We start from the raw sequence: 21666 nt of genomic DNA, 5'->3' as shown, positions 1-21666 counted from the left end.
CTGCCGGTTTACGACCGGTATACCGGATAATCCGTATACCCCTTGTCGGTACCGCCATACATGGTTACCGGATCCACATCATTGAGGGGCCATTCATTGCGGATACGTTCCGGTAAATCCGGATTCGCGATGAACGGACGACCGAAGCCAAAAATATCGCCGTTACCTGCCTGCAGCACCCGAAGGGCTTTATCGGCAGAATATTTTCCGGCATACATAATGCGGCCACTGAAGGTTTCACGAACTTCCTGATAGAAGTTTTCAGGAAGATCCGGGGCGTTATCCCAGTCAGCTTCAGCCAGCGAGAGATAAGCAATACCCGCCTGATCCAACAGCCTGATTGCCTCGATGTAAGTGGTGTGCGGATCGCTTTCAACCAGCCCCAGATACACCCTGTCTTCATCGGTGCTTTCAAACAGTGGCGCGAACCGCACCCCCAACCGGTTACTGCCAACAACGTCAGAGACAGCCGTCACAATTTCTTTAAGAAAGCGCAGACGGTTTTCAAGGCTGCCACCGTATTCATCGTCCCGCTGATTGGTGTGTTCAGAGATAAACTGATTCACCAGATAGCCATTGGCACAGTGCAGTTCAACACCGTCAAAACCTGCTTCCATCGCATTACGTGCTGCCTGTGCATAAAGCTGCACCAGCTCTTTTACTTCTTCCGTTGTCAGTGCACGGGGTTCACTCGGGTCAGCCAGTGCACCTTCACCGGGCCCGGTCTCAATGAAAACTTTAACCGCATCTGCACGGATCGCTGATGGTGCAACCGGGGCGGCATTATCCGGTTGCAGTGAGGTATGCGAAACGCGCCCTACATGCCAAAGCTGCGCAAAAATAATGCCCCCCTTGTCATGTACTTCCCGGGTAACTTTCTTCCAGCCTTCAATCTGATCCTGTGAGTGGATACCTGGCGTCCAGGCATACCCCTGCCCCCGGGGTTCAATCTGAGTACCTTCAGTTACCATAAAACCGGCACCAGCCCGCTGTCCGTAGTAATCAGCCATCAGGTCATTGGCAATATTGCCTGGCTGAGTACTACGCGACCGGGTCAGGGGTGGCAGTACAACACGGTTTTTCAGGGTGTATGGCCCCAGATTAATTTCGCTGAATAACGCTTCATTTTTCATCATGTATTCCTGTAATCACTTAATCTGCTATACGTTTAAAAAAGTCCCAGCGGCTTTTCACTAAGGCTGATAAAGACATTTTTCTTTTGTGTATAAGCTTCAATCATCGACTTATGGGTCTCACGCCCAATGCCGGATTTTTTGTAACCGCCAAACGGCGCATGCGCGGGTAATTCGTGATAGGTATTCACCCAGATCCGACCGGTTTCCACGCCTTGCGCGACACGTAATGCCCGGTTGATATCCTGAGTCCAGACCCCGCCCGCCAGGCCATAATCTGACTGGTTTGCCATCGCGATCACTTCTTCCTCAGAAGAAAACGGAATAACAACAACCACTGGTCCAAAAATTTCTTCCTGAGCAACTTTCATCGAATTATTCGCATCGGTGATAATGGTCGGTTCAATGTAAAAACCATTTTCCAGCCCGGGCTTTTCAAGCCGCCGGCCACCCGTCAGAATCTTTGCGCCTTCGTTTTTAGCGATTTCGATATAGCCAAGAATGCGGTTCATTTGTGCTTCACTGATCTGGCTGCCCATCTGAGTATCCGGATTCAGCGGGTCGCCCACTCTTACCGCCTCAAATTTCTCTTTCAGCTCCGTAACAAAGCGATCAAAAATACTTTTGTGAACGAACAGCCGGGCGCCGGACTCACATACCTGCCCCTGATTTAGCAGAATGGATAAAGCAGCACCTTCCAGTGATTTTTCCCGGTTCGCATCGGGAAATACGATGTTCGCTGACTTGCCCCCCAGCTCGAGAGTTGCCGGTATCAGTTTATCCGCCGCCGCTTTGGCAACGTTGTAGCCAATGCCGGTTGAGCCGGTGAACGCGAGCTTTTCAATATCAGGGTGATCCAGCAAAGCCTGGCCAGCCTCAGCGCCAACGCCAGTGATAACGTTCACCACTCCGGCAGGCAGCACCGCCCGAAAGATTTTCGCCAGTTCCAACAGGCTGGTCGAAGTCATTTCAGACGGTTTAATTACCACCGTATTTCCGGTAGCGATGGCCGGCGCGATTTTCCAGGCTGCCATCAACAATGGGTAGTTCCAGGGAATAACCTGGCCAACAACCCCCAGCGGCTCACTGAAAACAAGGCTCATGGTTTGCTCATCTATCATGACCGCTTCGTCGCTGTGGGAGCGGATCACACCGGCAAAATACCGGAAATGATCAATCGCTAACGGAATATCAATACCGCTTGTTTCCCGGATAGGTTTGCCTGTTTCCAGTGCTTCCAAGTGAGCAAAGTAATCTTTCTTTGCTTCAAGCATATCGGCTATTTTGAGCAGTGCGTTCTGACGCTCAACGGAAGAAGTTCGTTTCCAGACCGGGAAAGCTTGCCTGGCTGCCTGAACAGCTGCGTCCACGTCACTGGCATCCGCTAAAGGTATGCGAGTAAGTAATTCACCAGTCGCAGGATTGAAACTGTCCATCGTACGGCCAGTACTGCTATCAACCCATTCGCCGGCAATAAACAGCTGGTAAGTATCCTGTGGGGAAAAGTGAGTAACCGCTTGATTCATATCTGTCTCCAGGTCGTTAGTTGAAAAACTCCGGGGCCGTATTCGGACAAAACCGGATTTAACTGGGTTTCGAGATGGTGGGAATAGTAGAGAGACATGGATACAATTAGAAACAACTTGTCATTGTTAAGGCTACAATTATGAATGGTGTAAGTCGGCTGGACCTTAAGCAACTGCGGATACTGGAATTACTCCTGCAGGAACGGAATTTATCCCGCGTCGCTGAAAAGATGGGGCTTACGCAACAGGCTATCAGTGAACAGTTACGTAAGTTGAGAGATACGTTTAATGACCGGCTTTTTGTGCGTCAGGGAAATCAGATGGTGCCGACCCCGATCGCTGAGCAACTGGGCGGTAAGGTCAACGGTATTTTGCAGGACATTGAATCATTACTGACCCCTGAAACCTTTAACCCCGCTACTTATACGGGTGTATTCAGTATCAGCGCGACCGATTATGCAATTCAGGCGATTCTGCCCCAGTTATTAGAAGTAATCCGCCGTTCAGCACCGGAACTGAAAGTTATCGTGAGGGATTTTGAGTCGGATAATCTCAACAGCTTAATGGCCTCCGGTGAAATTGATTTAGCACTCACCTTCCCGAGCTTTATTCCTGATAACCTGCCGTATAAATTATTGTTTGAAGAGCAGCATGTGTGTATTGCCGGGAAAAACTCTCCCCTGAAAGACCGGCAATTAACTCTGGCTGATGTTGCCGGACTCCCCCAACTGATCATCTCCCCTTCACGTGCAAACCTGAGGGGATCACACGATGAATGGTTCGCCATGCAGGGGCTGAAAAGAAACATTGTCATGTCTGTTCCCAGCTTTTCTGCTGCACCGGATATTATGGCGGCCACGGATGTCATTGCATTTTATCCATCCAGACTCTTGCCGAATGAAAAGGTTATCCCGTTGCACCTGGACAACAAGACCCCTAAATTTGAAGTGGTTGCTGCATGGCACAGCCGGTCTAATCACAGCCAGTTACACATGTGGGTTGTGGAGCAGCTTAAACTGCTTTTCAGATAACAGAATCTTTGCCAGCAGATTGAATTCCCCTGAACAAAAATGCCCGGACCTGCATGCCGGGTATTCTGACGTCAGGTTAGCCCTTACCCGATATCATGCCTTTCCGACCAGATTCGAAGATCATCTAATATCTTCAGAGCGCTGTTACCAAACTCTGTAAGTTCATAAGTCACCGCGACCGGCCGGTCATTGATAACCGTCCGGATGACCATTCCCCTTGATTCCAGCTCTTTCAGTCGCTGGTCGATGATTTTCTTACTGGCGCCCCCCAGCATTCGGGTCAGATCATTAAAGCGCACAGGCCCGTCTTTAAGATGATAAATGATTGATCCTGTCCATTTCCCGCCGATAAGCCGCATCCCTTTTTCAATAGCGCAGGGTTCAAGGCAAGCATTAAAAACTTTTTTCTTACCATAACTGTCTGTTTTTACGTAGCTTTCCATATAAACCCATCACTTTAACCAGTGGTTACCAAAAGTAAACTAATTGAAAAGATAAACCAGGTTACCAAAATATACCTCATTCTTGTACTTACCACTGACAATAACGGATGCACACATGAGTAATATTCTGATAATCAACGCCCATCACCCTTACCCCTTTGCCGAAGGCTCTTTAAACAGTGCTTTAGTCCGGCTAGCTGAAGAGATCCTGCACAGCAAAGGCCATCATACCCGCGTTGTTGATATCAGCGCCGGCTGGGATGTTGATCAGGAACTGGAAAATCATTTATGGGCCGACACAATTATTGTGCAATCCCCTGTTAACTGGATGAGCGTTCCATGGACATTCAAAAAATACATGGACGAAATCTACACCGCGGGCATGAGCGGTACGTTATGTGAAGGTGACGGGCGTCACAGTGACCGGCCAAAAGAAAACTATGGCGCAGGCGGCATGCTCAAAGACAAGAAATACATGCTTTCTCTTACTTTTAACGCCCCTGAAGAGTCGTTCAATGATCCGGATGAATATCTGTTTCAGGGCAAAAGCGTGGATGATCTGTTCTTTCCTGTCCACATGAATTTCCGCTTTTTTGGAATGACGGCATTACCTACGTTCGCATGCTTTGACGTCATGAAAAACTTTGAGTCTGAAAAGTATTTCTCACTGTTCTCAAGACATATCGCTGACCAGTTTTGACCACAGGAAAACACTATGTTGAATAGCCTCTTACCTTTAACGAAAGGTTTATTTACAGGTGCACTTCTGACGGTGGCTGCACTGACGTTCGCCGAAGATAAGCCCGCGCACATTGCTTCACCGGAACAGTACACGCTGTTACTGGAAAATGACTCGGTTCTGGTTTTAAAGATGGTTTTGCAACCCGGTGAAGCCGATGCTCAACACCATCATCAGGATGAAACCGTATATTTCCTGAAAGGTGGCCACTTAACGATTACCGAAGGTGATCAGACGCTCAATATCAGCGTACCTGACGGCCATACGATGTGGCACGAAGCATGGACACATCAGGTCACCAATACCGGCAACAGTGAAGTTATCGCCATCATCGTTGAAGCACGCCGGTAAGCTGAAAGTAGCCCCGTACAACGCTTTTTATTGATTTATATAGATTAAAAAATACACACCCTGCCCGGAGATGCATAATGTTTACGTATCACACCACCGAAACTGCGCCGGAAAAATCACAGCAGTTAATTGCACAATCACAAAAATCGATGGGGTTAGTGCCTAACCTTCACAGAATACTGGCTGAAGCCCCGATCACTTATGAGATTTACAACTCAGCCTTCGGCCTGTTTATGAAAGAAAGTTCATTTTCACCGCTGGAACAGCAAGTGGTATTCATGACGGCAAACTATGAAAACAACTGCCACTATTGCATCCCCGGACATACCTGGATGATGCATCACGCCAATATGCCCGAAGAAGTGATCGAGGCACTGAGAGAAGGTAATCCCCTTCCTGATCCTAAATTACAGGTACTGCATGAGTTCACTAAAAATCTGTTAAATGACCGCGGACATATCGGCAACGAAAAGCTTGAAAGCTTTCTCAGTGCCGGTTATTCAAAGCAGCAAGCGTTAGAAGTGTTGACAGGCTTAGCAGCAAAATTAATCTCGAACTTCACCAATGCTCTGGCAGGTACAGAACCGGATGACGCTTTTAAACAATACAGCTGGACACACCCAGCCAACCGATAGTCCGGCATTGCCTGACCGTTATCACTGAGCAATATGTGTTTAATGGCTGAGATGCTCTGCTCCGTGTTGTAGGAGCAGGGCATCGAAATCGTTCTCTGATCAGGTTCATGAGCCGTGCAAAACAGCCGGTCAAACAGTGACGGGATACCCAGTACCCGCAGGCCGTTTCAGATCATTTCCACCTGACGTTCTTGTGAATTGAAGAACTTGTAAACCGACTCTCAGCGAAACTGTTCCAGCTGCTGGCGGGCGAAGTTCTGCAAATACTGCATCAGCTCGGCCGAGCAGGCCATTGAAGTGGTTTCGTCGCCACTGAGCAGAGCCTGCAACTGACGTACATAGAGATCAGTACAGTAGGCCTGATCCTCATCGGTGGCATAGTAATACCAAAAACGCCGGGACAAGCCCTGGGTCGACTTGATTGAGTCGAGGATAAATTCGTTCTTGGAAGAGTCCGCCAGAATATTATGGATTTCCCGCAACTGGGCCATAAAGCCTTTGCGGTCACCGTTATCCAGCGCCTGCAGGGCATCAATCACCGGTGTAATTCGGGCGCGGTCTTCATCCACCATACGCTCGATGGCTTTTTCGATGCACAGCCGTTCCATCATGCTGCGGGGTTCCAGCAGCTTCAGCATGGTCATGGGGTTAAGTTCAGGAATAACGACGCCGGCACGGGAGAGGCGTACCAGATTTTCATTGGCCAGCCGGGTCAGTGCTTCGCGGACCGGGGTTCGCCCCAGGTCCAGGTATTCGCTGACCTCAGTTTCTGTCATCACAGAACCCGGTTCCAGATCACAGCTGATAATGGCTGCTTCCAGCAGTTCAGCGGCAAGTTCCGCCTTGGTCTTTTTTTCCAGAGATGTTTGCATGCTGGGATTATATCGGAAATCGACATAATACCCAGCGGTTTCATCCCAGTCGGTGGCCATTTTAATGCCTGTGGAAAAACAGCCGGTTAGGGCTGTTTATCCAGTTCCTCAAGGAACTTATCCAGTTCAACGGCATTCATCTCCACGGATTCGGCAATCCCCGGGAATGCCCCTTCTTCCACATCCGCCCGGAATTCCTTCAGGGCGGCAATCCGTTCACGGCGCATCTGTTCGCGGATCTCAAAGAAGTTACGGTAACTACGTACATGCCGTGGCGGATTTTCCGTTTCACCGACGATGTCATCGGTAAACAGGAACATCACATCCCCGCCGGAGCCGGCCCCGATAGAGGTGGTCACCAGCTTGGTTTTCATGTTGATGGCCGCCAGTACTTCTGTCGGTACTACTTCTACCTCGACTGCCCAGGCTCCGGCGTCTTCCAGCCGTTTAAACTGCCGATACAACTCCATGGCTTCTTCCGCAGTGCGGCCAAAGGCGCGCAGGCCACCGATCCAAGTGGATTTACGGGGAATCAGCCCCGCATGACCCATTACCGGCATATCGAAGCTGGCAAGTTTACTGACCATCTCCAGATTACGGATGGTATAAACCGCATCCGCCCCCCCTTCCATTGCCTTAAAAGCACCGTTAATCACTGCTTCTTCCTGATAGTAATCCGTCAGTTGCAGCGCCGCGGTAATAAAGGTGTGCGGTGCAGCGGCACGGGTCACTGCCAGGTCATCAGCAATAATGCTGATCATATCGATGCCGGCGGCTTCAGCGGCGGCCGCTTCTTCAGCATTCACAGCGGTCACCTGTGTCAGCTTCGCGCCTCCCTTGTGAGCAGTCAGATCGGCGGCGGTCCAGTTACGCAGACCGAATTCGCCGCCGTAGGTATAAATCTTTTTCATTACAACATCCTCAGCGGGTTCAGAATTCGCGGTTCAGCAGGCCGTCTTCAAACGGATAGCGGGACAGGGTGATCGGGCCGGATTCGGTCACCAGCACCTGATTTTCCAGTTTGATGCCTTCGTTGCCGCCGATTTCACCGACGTAGCTTTCCACGCAGATCACCATGCCGGCTTCAAGCTGGCCGTCGAAATGAAATTGCTCATCCGCCGGGTAGTAGACCACCGGCCACTCATCCCCCATGCCCAGACCATGGCACAGGGCCGGATAGGTCTGCTGACCAATGGCTTCCGGCTGAATATAGCGGTTGGCGATAATGTCGTTGAAGTCCGCCCCCGGCTGCATCAGTTCAGTGTTGTGCTGAATCTCTTCCCATGCCTGGGTATAGAGCATGCGCTGATGATCAGTGGGCTTGCCCGGCCCGCAGTGGAACGCCCGGGATATATCAGCACCGTAGCCAAACGGGCCGATCATGCCGCAGTCGAAACACACCAGATCACCGGCGCGGATCATCCGCGAACCGGCTTCCTGCTGCCAGGGGTTGGTACGTTCACCGGAGGCCAGCAGGCGGTATTCAATCCATTCACCGCCCCCTTCAATGTTCGCCTGCCACATATGCGACCACAACTGCACTTCAGTGATGCCATTGACCAGCGCATTACGCATGCGGGTCATGCCGTCTTCCGCCACGGCGATGGTCTGGTTCATGCAGAGGATCTCTTCGGCGCTTTTGATCTTCCGCGCCATGGCCAGCGGCGCACCGGCATCCAGCACCTCCAGCCCGACACTCTGAAAGGCAATGGTGCCTTCCGTGCCAGCCTTTTCCAGACCAATACGCGGGTTACCGCCACCGTACTGGTCCATCAGCTCTTTAATCTGCAGGGCCCATTTACGGCACCATTCTTCATGTCGGCTGCCGGCAAACATATAGCTGACCGGTAACAGGTCATCACGGATCACATCAATGGTTTCCAGCTGACTGCCGGTATAGCGGCCCGGGGATGAATCGAAATACACCACCGGCCCTTCCGCCGGTACAAACAGATAGCCGGCATGGATATGGGTCTGAAACAGGGCACAATTACGCACCCCGGTGGCATAACGGATCGACAGCGGATCAGTCAACAGTACACCGCCCAGATTGTGCAGTTTGATTTGTTCACGCAGACGTTCCTGGCGGTAACGGCGCAGCCGTGGCATATCCAGCATCGCTTCGGTATCTGTCAGCTGTGTCGGCGGGGTAATCCAGGCCGCTTCCTCCAGTGTCATTGGCTGGGGGTTGGCGGCAATGCCGGTTTCGTAATCAGATGCTCGGTTCATTATTTTTGACTCTTAATTGTTTTTGTTATGGTTCTGCGGGCGCGCCTGATAAGGCAATAACGATGCCCGTCAGAGTTTCAGCAATTTTTTCAGGGAGATACTGTCATCCGCCAGCATTTCAAAGGGTGGATTCTTACCCTGCTGGAGTAACATCTGGCCAACGCGGACATCTTTGGCAACGGATGTGCCTTTGCCCCAGCCCACCACGCCGGTCAGAACGCCGTCACTGTGGATAAAGTAAATCACCTTGCCTTCAGCTGCCGATCCCCGGCTGATCAGCTGTGCCTGACTGTCGAACATACCTGCCACCTGAAATGACCAGTCGTACTGATCTGACCAGAGCCAGGGGACTGCGTCGTTTTTAACCGCCTGTATCTCAGAACAGGCATCAGCACAGGCATCAGCACAAATAGCAGCGGCAGCAATAGCCCCCTGCAGATTGGCGTTCTGCCAGGACTCAAGGCGAACCGCCCGCTGATAATGGCCGTGATAGCTGTTGGCACAGTCACCGATGGCGTAAATATGCGCATTGCCGGTGCGGCAATGCGCATCGGTGCAGATGCCGTTATCCACCGCCAGCCCGGCCGCTTCCGCCAGTTCGGTGTTGGGAATCAGGCCAATGCCGACAACCGCAATGTCCACGTCAATCAGTTGGTCTTCCAGCTGAATGCCGCTCAGACGGTCCGTGCCGACAAAGCCCTCCAGGCGGGCGTTACAGTGAAACTCCACCCCCTGGTCTTCATGCAGGGCGACTACGTCGGCAGCAATGGTTTCCGGCAGGCTGCGCTGCAACACCCGCGGTGCTGCTTCTATCACGCAGACTTCCAGCCCCATTTGCCGGGCGCTGGCCGCTACTTCCAGGCCAATAAAACCACCGCCGATCACCGCCAGTTTTCTATACTGTTTCAGTTCGGCAGCCAGCCGGGTACCGTCACCGTGGCTGCGCAGGTAGTGCACACCGGGCAAGGCTTTACCCGGTAGCTGACGGGGACGGCCACCGGTGGCCAGTATCAGGTGGTCATAGTGGATTACCTGACCGTCACCCAGTTTTACCCGCTGTTCCTGTGGCAGAATCTGCTCTGCCCGGCTCCCCAGCATCAACTGAATATTGTGGGTATCGTAGGCAGGTAAATCCCGCACCAGAATGTCGGCGAGGTTTTTCTCGTCGCGCAATACAGCTTTGGATAACGGTGGCCGTTCATAGGGCGGCAGGGCTTCTTCACCGATGATGCACACCGGGTCACTGTAGCCTTTTTCCCGCAGGGCAAACGCCGCGCTGGCCCCCGCCTGCCCGGCCCCGATAATCAGGGTGCCAACTTTCAGTTCAGTCATGCAGAAACCTCTCAGACGATCTGAATGTAAATCTGATCACCTTCCACTTTCACCGGATAGGTCACCAGGTCCTCACACACCGGGGCACTCAGCGCCTTACCGGAGGATATTTCAAACCGTCCCTGATGCAGCGGACATTCAATGACATTGCCGATCACCAGTCCGTCTTCCAGATGCTGCACTTCATGGGTGCAGTAACCGGCGGTGGCAAAAAAGCCGTTATCGGTATTGTAGATAGCATAGGTTTTGTCTTCGTGATCGAAACGGATCAGATCCTCTTCGTCGATATCATCAGTGGCACAGGCCAGCACCCAGTCAGTCATAATTTATTCCTCACAGCATCGCTCTTATTGATGTTCTTATGGTTGTTATGTTGTTCCGGTGAGACGTCAGGACATTTCCTGCAGGTCCGGTGTATTGATCATGTGCGGTGCCTGACGGATACTCGCCGCCCGGGTCGAACCGCCCATGGAACGGCGCCAGACCACCTGCAGCACTTCCAGATTAGTGCGGATAAAGCCCGGGTCCGGTTGTGGAATCTGGTCTTTAATCTCGGCATTGAGGTTTTCCAACTGATGAAACGGCACCATCGGATACAGGTGATGTTCAATGTGGAAGTTCATATTCATGTACAGGAAACGACCCAGCCAGTTACTGGTAAACGAGCGGGTGGACTTGCAGATATCCACATCGTTTTCCTGCATTTCCACGTGCTGGATCAGGGTGAACAGCAGCATCACCGGCGCCCCCAGCAAACGTGGGATGATGATGAACCACAGTGGCCACATGATGCCGGCCAGCGCCATGCCAAACAGGCTGGCATAGACCGCCAGGCAGATACGTGCGCCCCACTTCAGCTTACCCAGCTCAGAGGCCGGGGTGTAATCCAGCACCTCAGCATCAAACTTGCCCAAAGCATTGCGAACGAACAGGCGGGTTTCGTAGACATACAAAGCCCAGCCGGTGATCTCCAGCAGCCAGCCTTTGAAATTCATCGGCGTAGCAAATGGCATCTGAGCATCTTTGCCTTCAATCCAGGTGTAGGTGTGGTGCCGGGCATGGGCAAAACGACGATGATTTGGCTCTTCGTAATACAGCAGTGAAGAAATCCACAGCAGGGCTTCATTCAGGCCACGGGTACGAAAAGCGGAGCCGTGGGCACATTCGTGGGATAACGCATAGCTGGGCACCGTCAGGAAGATGCCGTACAGGAACATGGCCGGCCAGTGCCAGACAGTGCCAATACTCAGGTATACGCCGTAACCGGTGATCAGCAGAAATGCTACCCACTGGGCCAGCCAGATCAGGCCCGGTTTGTCGCTGCGGCGCATCAGCGCTTTGAGATTTTTCTTGGGGACGCTAATGCCGGAAGAAGCAGCATTGGTGGCTTGATAGTCAGTCATAGGAACTCTTCATCACGTTATTGTTTTTCTGAGTTCAGTAGAAAACAGCCGCTGAAAAGTGACAAACGATGATTTTACTGTTATCACATTACTCAAACTTATGCATAAGTTGGCCATTACAAAAATAACAACAAATATCAGGAAATTGCTGTGAATAAACTGCCCCCGGTGCAATGGTTGCGTTCCTTTGAAGCGGCCGCCCGGCACCTGAGTTTTACCCAGGCCGCCAGCGAACTGCATGTCACCCAGTCGTCGGTCAGCCAGCAGGTAAAGCTGCTGGAAAACCATCTGGGGGAATCCCTGTTCATCCGCCGGGTACGCAGCCTGGAGCTGAGTGAAGCGGGACGTCTGTACCTGCCCTGGGTGCAGCAGGCATTCGAAACCCTGCGTCAGGGCACCGAACTGTTTACCGGCAAGGACCACCAGCAGGCCATTACCGTGCGGGCGAATATTGCCTTTATCACCTTCTGGCTTGCCCCCCGTTTACCGGACTTCTACCAGCGTTACCCAGATATTCAGACCAGCCTGACCACCATGATCTGGCAACGGGAATACGGGCTGGGCGAGGAAGACCACGTGGAAATACGTTTCGGTAAAGGGGACTGGCAGGTGGATGACTTATACCCCTTTCCCCGCCAGACCTGTTTCCCGGTGTGTACGCCGGAAATTGCTGCTCAGCTCAACTCCCCTGCTGATATCTTCAATTTCAACCGCTGGGAGACTCAGGGGTCCGCAGACCGCTGGGAAAACTGGCTCAGCTATGCCGATTGCGAAGCACAGGGCAGCCAGCCGGTACACTCCACCTCTACCTTTGTGGTCTCCATGGATATGGCCCGGCGGGGGCTGGGTATCGCCCTGGGCCATCCGCTGGTCTGTGCGGATTTACTGGCCAGTGGCGAACTGGTCAAGCCTTTCGACATCAACATGCCCATGGAAGAAAACTACTACCTGCTCAGCCCGGCGGACAACGAACGCAATGCCAGCGGCCGGACCTTCTGCAACTGGGTGAAAGCCTTCTTCCCTGACGCAGAATAATCCTGCCGTGGCAGGACTGGTCCCCTGATACTTCCGGGGCTCACTGCCCCGGCAGCGCACATTCCCTGACCAACTCCCAGTTCAGGTCTACCCCCAGCCCCGGTAATTCTGAACGCACAGCAATCATGCCGTCATCGTCCAGCTGATGAGGGTTCAGCGCCAGCTGCCGGCGCAATTCCGACGGGCTGGTGGAATACTCAAGTGGTTCACAGATTGTTTGCGCAGCAAGAAAATGGGCGTTTACGGCAATGGTGATATCCGTGTTATAGCCATGGGGAATGATCCGGCTGTCGGTATCCGCCAGGGTGTTCTGTAACTTCATCACTTCACTGACACCGCCGAACATGGTGATATCCGGCTGAGCAATATCCACTACCCCGGCATCCAGCCAGGGCTGATATTCCCGCACGGTGGTCAGCCCCAGATCTCCCACCCCCAGCGGCAAATGGGTTCTCTGTTTCAGACGTTGGTGGTCCCCCGGGTTATCCAGTGGAAACGGCGCTTCCAGCCATTTGATATCCAGCGCTTCCAGCAGGTCAACAAAGGGTTCCAGCTGGGCGTAATGCTGGAACTCCAGCGCCACATCCAGCATCAGTTCAATGTCCGGGCCGATAAAGGCCCGCAGTTCTTCCAGATTACTGCAGGCCAGATCAAAGTCATGCCACCAGGGTTCCACACAGATTTTAATTCGCCGGAAGCCCTGACTGAGGAACTCGCCGATCTGGATTTTGAAACTTTCCGGTTGTTCCTTCATGGGATACACCGTGGCATAAGCCGGTAACCGTCGGTGTTGCTGTGGGCCGAAATATTTCAGTAACGGCTTGCCTTCGGAGCGGGCATAGAGATCCCACAGGGCAATATCCAGCGCGCTGATCGCATGAATCGCCACCCCATGCCGGCCGTGCCAGCTGGTATGTTTAAACATCTTGTGCCACAAACGCACCGGATCATCCAGATATTCACCTTTAAGTAATCCGGCCAGCCCGCAGGACAAATGGTTATAGGCGGGGGCATCAATCAGTGCCTTGATGACCGCCGGCGGAGAGTCACTCTCGCCGATGCCATACAGGCCGTTATCCCCGTGAACAATTACCAGCACATTCTGGTAACTGCCTTCAAAGCGCACATAGTCTGCCTGCGGGTCCTGCAGACAAAGCACCTGAATATTTTCAATTCTGACAGACATTTTCTAACACACGCATAAAACCCGGTGCCTGCACGGCAACCGGGTTTTCTGTTCTTACAACGGAGTCGCTAAGTGGCGGCCCTGCTAACGGCTAAAGCGCCGGTGGAAATACACCAGCGGATCCAGTACATCCCAGTCCAGCTCAACGCCGAGTCCCGGCAGTTCAGTCGGGCTGATATAGCCGTCACTGTCCGGCCGGAAAACCTGTTTGGCACCCACTTCGTATTTTTCATACGGCGCGGCCTGTTCAAAGTATTCACAGTTAGAGTTGGATAACATCATGTGCAGGTTAGCCGCCTGCGTCAGGGTGTAGCCCCATGACTGCACTTCGGCTTTCAACCCGTAGGCCTGACTCAGCGCCATTACCCGGCTACCGTTGGTAAAACCGCCAATGGTGGTAAAGTCAAAGCGCACCCGGTCCCAGCTGCCGCGCTGCAGTGCCTGATTAATCAGCTGCAGGTTAGGCACCGCGTTACCGCCGGCCACAATGTCGATATCCAGATTTTCTGAAAGGTAGCGATAACCTTCAAAGTCGGTATCGCTTAAGGGTTCTTCAAAGAAGTCCCACTCGTATTTATCCAGCAGGCGCCCCATACGCAGCGCCTGCTGCCGGTTGTAGTTGGCATCAACATCCAGACTCCAGCCAATGTCCTGATCAGCAAATTCAGCCTGCAGCGCTTTCACCAGTGCGTAGTCTTCCTGAAAGACACAGCGCGGATGGATTTTAATGGCATTAAAACCTTGTGCCAGCATCTGGTGACAGTACTCAATGTATTGCTGATTATCTTCCAGCAGCGGGCTGGAAGCATATGCCCGGACTTTCGGCTGCGCCTGACCGAGCATTTTATAGATCGGCAGGTTCAGCAGTTTGCCCTTGGCATCGTGCATGGCGATATCGAACAGCGAGGTGGCGACATTCTTCAGTGGCACATACCGGGACATACATTCGGCATAGATCTTCGGTATATCGAACAGGCCTTTACCCAGCAGGAAAGGCGCCATCAGCGAGGCACTTTCGACCACGCTGCGGTCAAATTCGTGTTCGGTATAGACGGTCGAGCCGGCAATGCCGACCAGACCGTTATCAAAGGTCAACTCGACGACAATCATCGCCTCGTACATGGGCCCCAGGAAAGAAGACCAGGAGACCTTCTCACCGTCGGGACCGATACCATAGATGTCAATTGACTCGACAACCGGTTGGTTCATTATGGATTGTCCTCACGGATGTACTTCCAGGTGGTGTACATCATAAAGATTAGAATAAACATGATAGGCAGACCAGTAATGACGGCTGCTGTCTGCATGGTCTTCAGACCGCCCAGGAACAGCAGAATGACCGGCATTACTGCAATGGCGAAACACCAGAACAGGCGGTTATTACGCGCCGGCTCCTGGCCTTCATCCAGTTCTTTGGTGCTCGCACAGGCCATGGTGTAGGCCGCAGAGTCAAAGGTGGTTGCCAGCATCACGATGCCGGAGATACCCACAGCAATCAGCACCATGCTGGCCATAGGTAAGGTCTTGAACAGTTCTATGATCGCTACCGCAGGGCCGGAGCTGTTCACAATCGCCTGGAAATCAACGCCGCCGTTAACCTGCAGGTCGATGCTGTAACCGCCCAGTACGATGTAGAAGATGGCACAGCCCAGGGTACCCCAGGTCAGCATGCCCAGAATTACTTCACGGATAGTGCGACCACGGGAAATACGGGCAACGAACATCCCCATGAACGGTGCATAGGAAACCCACCATGCCCAGTAGAAAACGGTCCAGGCCTGCGGGAAGCCGCTGCCGGAAATGCTGTCAGTCCAGGTACTCATCTTAATGTAGTTGCTGACCGCATAGCCGATTGAGTCCATACCCAGACCCAGAATGAAGTTAGACGGACCGACAACAAACACGTAGATCACAACCGCAATGGAAATGGTGGTTGCAAAGTTAGACAGGTTTTTAATCCCTTTATCCAGACCTAAACCACTGGATACGGTGAAGATAGCCGTACAGGCAAGAATGATGCTGACATCCAGATAGGTGCTGCGCTCGAAGCCAAATACTTCAGCAAACGCACCACTGATCATCGGCGTACCCAGCCCCAGCGAAGTGGCTGCGGCACCCAGTACACCAAAAATAAACAGGTAGTTCAGTAAGGTACCCAGCGGGCCGTCAACCAGACCACCCAGCGCGCCACGGCAAGCTTCGCTGATGCCGTAGGTGTGCACCTGACGGATGTAATACACGTAAGCAATCGCAATGGTTGGCACGCAGTACAGCGCCCAGGCTGTTGGGCCCCAGTGGAACAGACCATAGGCCTGCCCCACGGTGAACATCTGTTCTGTCTTGGCTTCCAGACCGAACGGTGTCCAGGCATAGTGGTAACCCCATTCGGTACCGGCCCACAACATCAGACCGGAGGCGATCCCCGCCAGGAATACCATGGTTGCCCAGGAGCCTTTGGAGAATTCAGCCGGCTGGTCTTTATCTTTACTCAGCTTAATGCTGCCATAGCTTGAGAATGCCAGTGTGACAAGAAACATCAGTGCTGCCAGCCCGATCGCCAGAAAAGCGAAATCAAACGAGTTGGTCATCCACTTGAAAATGGTGTCTTTGATCACCGTTTTTGATGCATCCGGATACATGACCAGAGGTAATGCCGCCAGAAGGATCACCGCCAGACTGACAATTTGCATCTGCCGGTTGGTTTCAACAGTCTTCATTATTTTTGTCCTGTTAGGGTTTTAAAAACCGCAAGCAGCCATACCATCCAAACCGGATGGCACAGCCTGCCGAAGCCTTGCGGGGTAAAGAATTACTGCATGAGTGCAACAATTTGGGCGGCTTCCATTTCCTGGAAAGCCAGATCTTCCTTAATGGAAAGGTCTGCAGCAAAGGCTGCAGCCCGTCCGTACTCGAAGCACTGCGCTGTCACCCGGCAGCTGGCCAGTGCTTCGTGTTCACTGCTCAGGCAACGCCCGGCAACGATCACATCCTGGCCACTTTTCGGTACCAGGGTGTGGAAAGGGACATCGTAGTAATCATCCACCAGCCATTCTGTTTTTGGCTTGGCACCGTAGTGCAGCTCGATTGGCCAGGAGGTTTTGGCGATGCTGTCTTCACGCTTACGCTTGTTAATAACATCGTCGTTCATCAGTTTGGCAATACCGTCGATGGAACGGGTCTGCCGTACGCCCACTTCCGTGGCGTAATCGATGAAATAGGCATTTTCACAACCGGGAATGTTATCCCGCATAAACTTAAAGAAGTTCTGCGCCTGATAGATGGAGAATTGCTCTGCTTCAGAGTGATCCACAGGATTGGTCACATCCAGCGCACGGCCGTCAAAACCGGTTACCTTGGTGGCATTCACCAACAGCTCACCCGGGTTCACCGTTGGGAACAGCCAGACTTTTTTGCGCAGCAGTTCGTCTTCGGCTTCCAGCATGCTGACAACCTTCGGCGGTGAAATAGTGTCCTGCCCCCAGTACGACAGATACTGCTGCATATCCACATTGCCCACTTTGAACATCATAGTCGGGTTCTGGATAACACCGTCGTTCCCCTTGCTGGTTTTCAGGCCCATTTTGTAAACCACGTCGGCATCGCCACTGGCATCAATGGCTTTCTTCGCATTCACCCGGGTAAAGCCGGACTTGGTATGCAGCACCATGCCTTTGAAAGCGTCATCCTCAGTAATCACATCGACCATCTGGGTGTGGTACAGCACGGTCACGCCTGCCTGCCGGGTCATATCCGTGGCGACTCGCTTGTAAGTCGCGCAGTCATGGGTAGCGACCCAGGTCTTACCGTAAATCTGCGGGTCGGTTAAACCGCCGGCCTGATAGAGAGCATCACGGAAACGCTCGGCAAAGCCGAAGATAATCTGTTCAGGTTTAGCCACCAGCGGATCAGCAACCGTCATATACAGGCCACAGATGGTACCGGACATACCGGATACGGCCGCTCCGCCCAGAAAGCCCAGCTGTTCAATCAGCAGTACCTTGTTGCCCAGCTCGCTGGCACTGACAGCGGCGGCAATGCCTGCAGGGCCACCACCTACAACGATGATGTCGAACGTGCCAAAGCAAGGGAGCTGGTTTTTATAATCAGCCGGCAGATTATTGCGGTATGTCATGACGGACCCTTTCACATAATTTAAAAAATATCACTCGAACACAAACCGAATAATATAAATATATTTTTAATATATTTTGGATATTGTCATTAAGAGACCGGAGCTGTCAATCCTTGTTAACATGAAATATCCACAGGGAAAGTTCAGGAGCGAACAGACTACTCACTCAGAAAAGACACATGCGACAGCATGTCTGATAACAAAATATGTCTGGGGAAAACTGCCGGAAGCGCGTCAAAAAGAATGATCGGTCAAGGATTTCGCATATCTGATCATGGTTAGTCCGCATCAGCGGGATCATCATTAACTCATCAGAAACACGGTGGTTACGGCCATCAATAATCGTCAATGAGGAAAAAGCCATGCAACAGATCTATACCTATTTACTGCTTAGCGGGGCCCTGACATTACTGTTGTGGACCCCCTACATTCTTGCCCGCGCGGCGGTTTGGGGAATACCAACCTTTCTGAATAATTATCCTGAAGGCTATCCGCAACAGGCTCCGCAACAGCCACTCTGGGCTGAACGGGCACAACGGGCTCACCTGAATATGGTTGAAACCATGCCGGCATTTATTGCGGTAGTGTTTGCTGCAATCGGCCTGCAGGCCAATATTGCCGAAGTGGCTATGTGGATAAGTGTGTTCTTCTGGGCACGACTGGGACACGCGGCTGTGTATATTCTGGGTATTCCATACTTACGTACTCCGGTCTATCTGCTGTCTTGGTTTGCAATTCTGGCCATTGCAGCCAGTTGCCTGTAAAAGCGCCCGGATATGTCTGACAGATATAAAAAAAGCGCTTCATTAAGAAGCGCTTTTCTTTTGCCGATGATTACTTAAGCGGCGGGGGCTTCAGCCTCCGCAGGCTCAGCCACTTCCTGACTGCTCAGTTGCTGATGCAGTTTTTCCAGCGACAACAGCATAAAACTTAAGCCGGACGGGTCACGAACAAAGCCTTCCAGCGGCTCCCGGCTGTTCTCCCGGTTAACGGTTTCCATGGTTTCAGAGTTGTAATCAATGACATCGCCGATATTATCCAGCACCAGTGAAAACCAGGTATTCTGTCCTTCACGGGTCAGGTGCAGTACCACAGGATGCACACCGTTCTTCAGAAATTCAGTGATATGGTCCAGTGTTCTGAGCAGCACCCGCAGGGTGGTCTGTTTTTCAATCCGCAGTTTAGCCACCGCTTCATCAGCCTGACCGGCTGCAACCATGTCCAGCAGGATGTCTGCCATGGAATGAATGCGCTCATGTGGCTCTTCAATTTTGTCCAGCAGGGAACGCAAACTTTCATCTTTGGTTTCAAAACTGTAATACCATTTGCCGAAATCACAGGTTCGGGGATTTCGTGACCGGGTAAAGGGGTCGCCGGATGTAATAGACTGCTCCAGTGCAGCAACCCAGTCTATATGAGCTTTCTGATAGTCGGCGATTTCATCTACAAGGCTCATCAGGTCGTCCCGCTCACGCCGGTGCCCCAGAGAGGTTGCGCACTCAAATACCGGCACAAGGGTGTTACGAAAATCCAGATACCCCAGAAAACCTTCTTCTTCCTGGCCGCCCGAATACTGTATGTCGCTAAAGGTATCAGAAAAGCTGAGAATGTTTCCGACATTTATGCCATACAGGCTATCGCCAATGCTAAACGTCAGCGCCTGATTTCCATTGCCGTCCAGGTTTCGTAATGACATACCATCACTTCCGGTTGTGTTGTGTGATTGGGCAGGGCAAACATAAGGGCTCGTTCCCCGCACAGTGATTACATCTTACAACAACAATAGTTAATACAGCGGGTTACAGCACGCAGCATGGCCCACTTTGAGTAATTCACCCTCAGTCACGGGTACGGCTGCGCTCTGCCGGACGCCATAACTGCTCCAGCAGGTAAGTCTTAAAGTCTTCTTCATAGGGCTGTTTTTCCAGCGCTTTGCGCATACACAGCAGCCAGGCATCCCGCTCATCACAGCCTATATCAAAGGGCTTATGGGCCTGGGGAATATGAATTGAGCCATATTTCTCACGATATAACTTCGGTCCGCCCAGCCAGCCACATAAAAAACGTGCCAGTTTATCGGCGGAGCCACTGATATCCTCAGGGTGCATGGCACGGATTGTCCGGGCTTCTTCCAGCGTATCCATCTGCAGATAAAACTCATCCACCAGCCGGAAAATGCCATCCTGCCCTCCGGCAGCCCGGAAGGAGGTGTCTTCCACACCGTATTGCGGTACTTCTTGTTGCATGCCAGCTCTCTTCACTGAAAAATTAAATGGGGGAATATATACGGTGCTGCGGCAATTAATTCAATGGAAAAATGTTCAGTAGTCGCCTGCCGGTGTTATGTGTCGCCTCAGGACCCGGATTCACCGTACATGGAATGATTTGCTGATTCCTGTGTCTGATCGCTATAGTCTTAAGAGAAGTATTAATAACAGCTTTAATGATTGTCCGGGATACATCCCGTGCCCCTTTAACTTTCTGCCAGAGAAGCACTATGTCTATTCGTGCCTGTTACATGCTACTGACCTCTGCCCTGCTGCTGAGTATCAGTACACTGACTGTCAGCCAACCACGCTTCAAGATCACAGAAATCACTGACCAGCTGGACAGTCCATGGTCACTGGCAGAATTACCGGACGGGCAGCTGTTAATTACTGAACGTCGGGGCAGGCTGATCCGTATAAATGCCGATCAGGTTCACCGTATCACCGGTGTACCGGATGTACTGGATGTCGGTCAGGGCGGTCTGCTGGACATTAAACTTCACCCCCGCTTTGCAGAAAACAGCTGGCTTTATCTCAGTTATGCACAGGGTACACGTGGTAGTAACCGCTTACGCCTGATGAGGGCGAAACTGGAAGGTAATCAACTAACAGATCAGCAGGTAATCTTCAGCGCCAGCCCGGATAAGAGTAGCGGACTGCATTTTGCTGGCCGCATCGCGTTCCTGCCGGATAATACGCTGCTGCTGAGCGTTGGTGACGGTTACCGGTATATGGATCAGGCGCAGGAAAAAGACAGCCTGCTGGGCAAGATTATCCGGCTGGATGAAAACGGCAAAGCGCCTGCAGATAACCCCTTCGCCGGCAACTCTGGCAGTGCCCCTGAAATCTATTCCTACGGCCACCGCAACCCTCAGGGACTGATTTATGATCCGGTACGCCAGCAGGTCTTTTCCAATGAACACGGCCCGAAAGGCGGCGACGAAATCAATATTATTCAGCCCGGCAACAATTACGGCTGGCCGGTTATCACCTATGGCGTGGATTACTCCGGCCTGAGTATAACCCCCTACCGTGAACGGCCCGGCATGGAGCAGCCGCTGGTAGACTGGACGCCTTCCATCGCCCCCTCTTCTATCACGGTGTATTACGGCAACATGTTCCCGGAACTGCAGGGGGATTTGCTCAGCACCACTCTTAAAGCCCGGCATCTGCGCCACGTCGAAATGGATGGTAATCAACCGGTTGCTGAACATGAATTACTCGGCGACTTGAATGAAAGGCTGCGTTTTATCCACACATCGATGGACGGCAGCCTCTATTTACTGACAGACAGCGGGAAATTACTTCACCTTACTTCTCCTGACTAGTCCCTCTTAACTGGCATCGCCTGA

At 52.2% G+C, this 21666-nt stretch carries 22 protein-coding genes; 7 read left to right on the top strand and 15 right to left on the bottom strand.

What is annotated here, in order from left to right:
• Positions 1 to 8: 8 nt before the first annotated feature.
• Together JYB63_RS16650 and JYB63_RS16645 are read right to left on the bottom strand one after the other, a co-directional pair.
• Positions 9 to 1136: an alkene reductase gene (locus JYB63_RS16650; RefSeq protein WP_243432034.1), complete on the bottom strand. Its 1128-nt coding sequence runs from the start codon at positions 1134 to 1136 to the stop codon at positions 9 to 11.
• A gap of 32 nt (positions 1137 to 1168) precedes the next feature.
• Complete coding sequence (locus JYB63_RS16645; protein ID WP_205659036.1) at positions 1169 to 2659, bottom strand: aldehyde dehydrogenase family protein; 1491 nt, start codon at positions 2657 to 2659, stop codon at positions 1169 to 1171.
• A gap of 140 nt (positions 2660 to 2799) precedes the next feature.
• On the opposite strand from JYB63_RS16645, the gene JYB63_RS16640 reads away from it, so the two are divergent.
• Entirely contained in the window at positions 2800 to 3690 is an 891-nt protein-coding gene (locus tag JYB63_RS16640; RefSeq protein ID WP_205659035.1) for a LysR family transcriptional regulator, read from the top strand.
• Positions 3691 to 3773: 83 nt separating this feature from the next.
• Here JYB63_RS16640 and JYB63_RS16635 read toward each other — a convergent pair whose 3' ends face one another.
• Positions 3774 to 4133 carry a winged helix-turn-helix transcriptional regulator gene (locus JYB63_RS16635; RefSeq protein WP_205659034.1) on the bottom strand — a complete coding sequence of 120 codons (360 nt, stop codon included), beginning with the start codon at positions 4131 to 4133 and terminating at the stop codon, positions 3774 to 3776.
• A 115-nt stretch (positions 4134 to 4248) separates the two neighbouring features.
• On the opposite strand from JYB63_RS16635, the gene JYB63_RS16630 reads away from it, so the two are divergent.
• The 3 genes from JYB63_RS16630 to JYB63_RS16620 all read left to right on the top strand — a co-directional run bounded on the left by JYB63_RS16630 (position 4249) and on the right by JYB63_RS16620 (position 5858).
• On the top strand, positions 4249 to 4833 hold the full coding sequence (locus JYB63_RS16630; protein ID WP_205659033.1) for an NAD(P)H-dependent oxidoreductase: 585 nt from the start codon (positions 4249 to 4251) through the stop codon (positions 4831 to 4833).
• Between the two features lie 15 nt (positions 4834 to 4848).
• Positions 4849 to 5223 (top strand): cupin domain-containing protein, encoded by a 375-nt coding sequence (locus tag JYB63_RS16625; protein WP_205659032.1) that lies wholly within the window; start codon positions 4849 to 4851, stop codon positions 5221 to 5223.
• Between the two features lie 77 nt (positions 5224 to 5300).
• Positions 5301 to 5858: a carboxymuconolactone decarboxylase family protein gene (locus JYB63_RS16620; RefSeq protein WP_205659031.1), complete on the top strand. Its 558-nt coding sequence runs from the start codon at positions 5301 to 5303 to the stop codon at positions 5856 to 5858.
• A gap of 221 nt (positions 5859 to 6079) precedes the next feature.
• Here the strand turns inward: JYB63_RS16620 and JYB63_RS16615 are convergent, their stop codons facing one another.
• The 6 genes from JYB63_RS16615 to JYB63_RS16590 form a co-directional block, all read right to left on the bottom strand.
• Complete coding sequence (locus JYB63_RS16615; protein WP_205659030.1) at positions 6080 to 6790, bottom strand: GntR family transcriptional regulator; 711 nt, start codon at positions 6788 to 6790, stop codon at positions 6080 to 6082.
• Positions 6791 to 6816: 26 nt separating this feature from the next.
• Positions 6817 to 7641: a 3-methyl-2-oxobutanoate hydroxymethyltransferase gene (locus JYB63_RS16610; protein ID WP_205659029.1), complete on the bottom strand. Its 825-nt coding sequence runs from the start codon at positions 7639 to 7641 to the stop codon at positions 6817 to 6819.
• Positions 7642 to 7660: 19 nt separating this feature from the next.
• Positions 7661 to 8959: a M24 family metallopeptidase gene (locus JYB63_RS16605; RefSeq protein WP_205659028.1), complete on the bottom strand. Its 1299-nt coding sequence runs from the start codon at positions 8957 to 8959 to the stop codon at positions 7661 to 7663.
• 69 nt (positions 8960 to 9028) lie between these two features.
• Complete coding sequence (locus JYB63_RS16600) at positions 9029 to 10291, bottom strand: NAD(P)/FAD-dependent oxidoreductase (protein ID WP_205659027.1); 1263 nt, start codon at positions 10289 to 10291, stop codon at positions 9029 to 9031.
• 11 nt (positions 10292 to 10302) lie between these two features.
• Positions 10303 to 10614: a non-heme iron oxygenase ferredoxin subunit gene (locus tag JYB63_RS16595; protein WP_205659026.1), complete on the bottom strand. Its 312-nt coding sequence runs from the start codon at positions 10612 to 10614 to the stop codon at positions 10303 to 10305.
• Between the two features lie 66 nt (positions 10615 to 10680).
• On the bottom strand, positions 10681 to 11694 hold the full coding sequence (locus tag JYB63_RS16590; protein ID WP_205659025.1) for a fatty acid desaturase: 1014 nt from the start codon (positions 11692 to 11694) through the stop codon (positions 10681 to 10683).
• A gap of 150 nt (positions 11695 to 11844) precedes the next feature.
• Between JYB63_RS16590 and JYB63_RS16585 the strand changes: the two genes are divergently transcribed.
• Positions 11845 to 12729 carry a LysR family transcriptional regulator gene (locus tag JYB63_RS16585; protein ID WP_205659024.1) on the top strand — a complete coding sequence of 295 codons (885 nt, stop codon included), beginning with the start codon at positions 11845 to 11847 and terminating at the stop codon, positions 12727 to 12729.
• 40 nt (positions 12730 to 12769) lie between these two features.
• On the opposite strand, the gene JYB63_RS16580 is transcribed toward JYB63_RS16585, so the two are convergent.
• From JYB63_RS16580 to JYB63_RS16565, 4 genes are all read right to left on the bottom strand, one after another.
• Positions 12770 to 13915, bottom strand: a complete 1146-nt coding sequence (locus tag JYB63_RS16580; RefSeq protein ID WP_205659023.1) for a mandelate racemase/muconate lactonizing enzyme family protein — start codon at positions 13913 to 13915, stop codon at positions 12770 to 12772.
• Between the two features lie 84 nt (positions 13916 to 13999).
• The gene (locus JYB63_RS16575) at positions 14000 to 15124 is read right to left on the bottom strand and encodes a mandelate racemase/muconate lactonizing enzyme family protein (protein WP_205659022.1); all 1125 of its coding nucleotides are present in this window, start codon (positions 15122 to 15124) and stop codon (positions 14000 to 14002) included.
• The gene (locus JYB63_RS16570; protein ID WP_205659021.1) at positions 15124 to 16632 is read right to left on the bottom strand and encodes a BCCT family transporter; all 1509 of its coding nucleotides are present in this window, start codon (positions 16630 to 16632) and stop codon (positions 15124 to 15126) included. The genes JYB63_RS16575 and JYB63_RS16570 overlap by 1 nt, the downstream gene beginning before the upstream one ends.
• Before the next feature lie 92 nt (positions 16633 to 16724).
• Positions 16725 to 18047, bottom strand: a complete 1323-nt coding sequence (locus JYB63_RS16565; protein WP_205659020.1) for an FAD-dependent oxidoreductase — start codon at positions 18045 to 18047, stop codon at positions 16725 to 16727.
• Between the two features lie 362 nt (positions 18048 to 18409).
• Between JYB63_RS16565 and JYB63_RS16560 the strand changes: the two genes are divergently transcribed.
• Positions 18410 to 18811: an MAPEG family protein gene (locus tag JYB63_RS16560; protein WP_205659019.1), complete on the top strand. Its 402-nt coding sequence runs from the start codon at positions 18410 to 18412 to the stop codon at positions 18809 to 18811.
• Between the two features lie 74 nt (positions 18812 to 18885).
• Here JYB63_RS16560 and JYB63_RS16555 read toward each other — a convergent pair whose 3' ends face one another.
• Both JYB63_RS16555 and JYB63_RS16550 read right to left on the bottom strand, forming a co-directional pair.
• Positions 18886 to 19743: a CZB domain-containing protein gene (locus JYB63_RS16555; RefSeq protein WP_205659018.1), complete on the bottom strand. Its 858-nt coding sequence runs from the start codon at positions 19741 to 19743 to the stop codon at positions 18886 to 18888.
• A 142-nt stretch (positions 19744 to 19885) separates the two neighbouring features.
• Positions 19886 to 20293, bottom strand: coding sequence for a group II truncated hemoglobin (locus JYB63_RS16550; protein ID WP_205659017.1), 408 nt, complete (start codon positions 20291 to 20293; stop codon positions 19886 to 19888).
• A 251-nt stretch (positions 20294 to 20544) separates the two neighbouring features.
• On the opposite strand from JYB63_RS16550, the gene JYB63_RS16545 reads away from it, so the two are divergent.
• Entirely contained in the window at positions 20545 to 21642 is a 1098-nt protein-coding gene (locus tag JYB63_RS16545; RefSeq protein ID WP_205659016.1) for a PQQ-dependent sugar dehydrogenase, read from the top strand.
• The last annotated feature ends 24 nt before the right edge of the window (positions 21643 to 21666 follow it).

The sequence above is a fragment of the Aliamphritea spongicola genome, assembly GCF_017051665.1.
Classification (GTDB): domain Bacteria; phylum Pseudomonadota; class Gammaproteobacteria; order Pseudomonadales; family Balneatricaceae; genus Amphritea; species Amphritea spongicola.
This window is presented reverse-complemented; position numbering and strand designations above follow the sequence as displayed.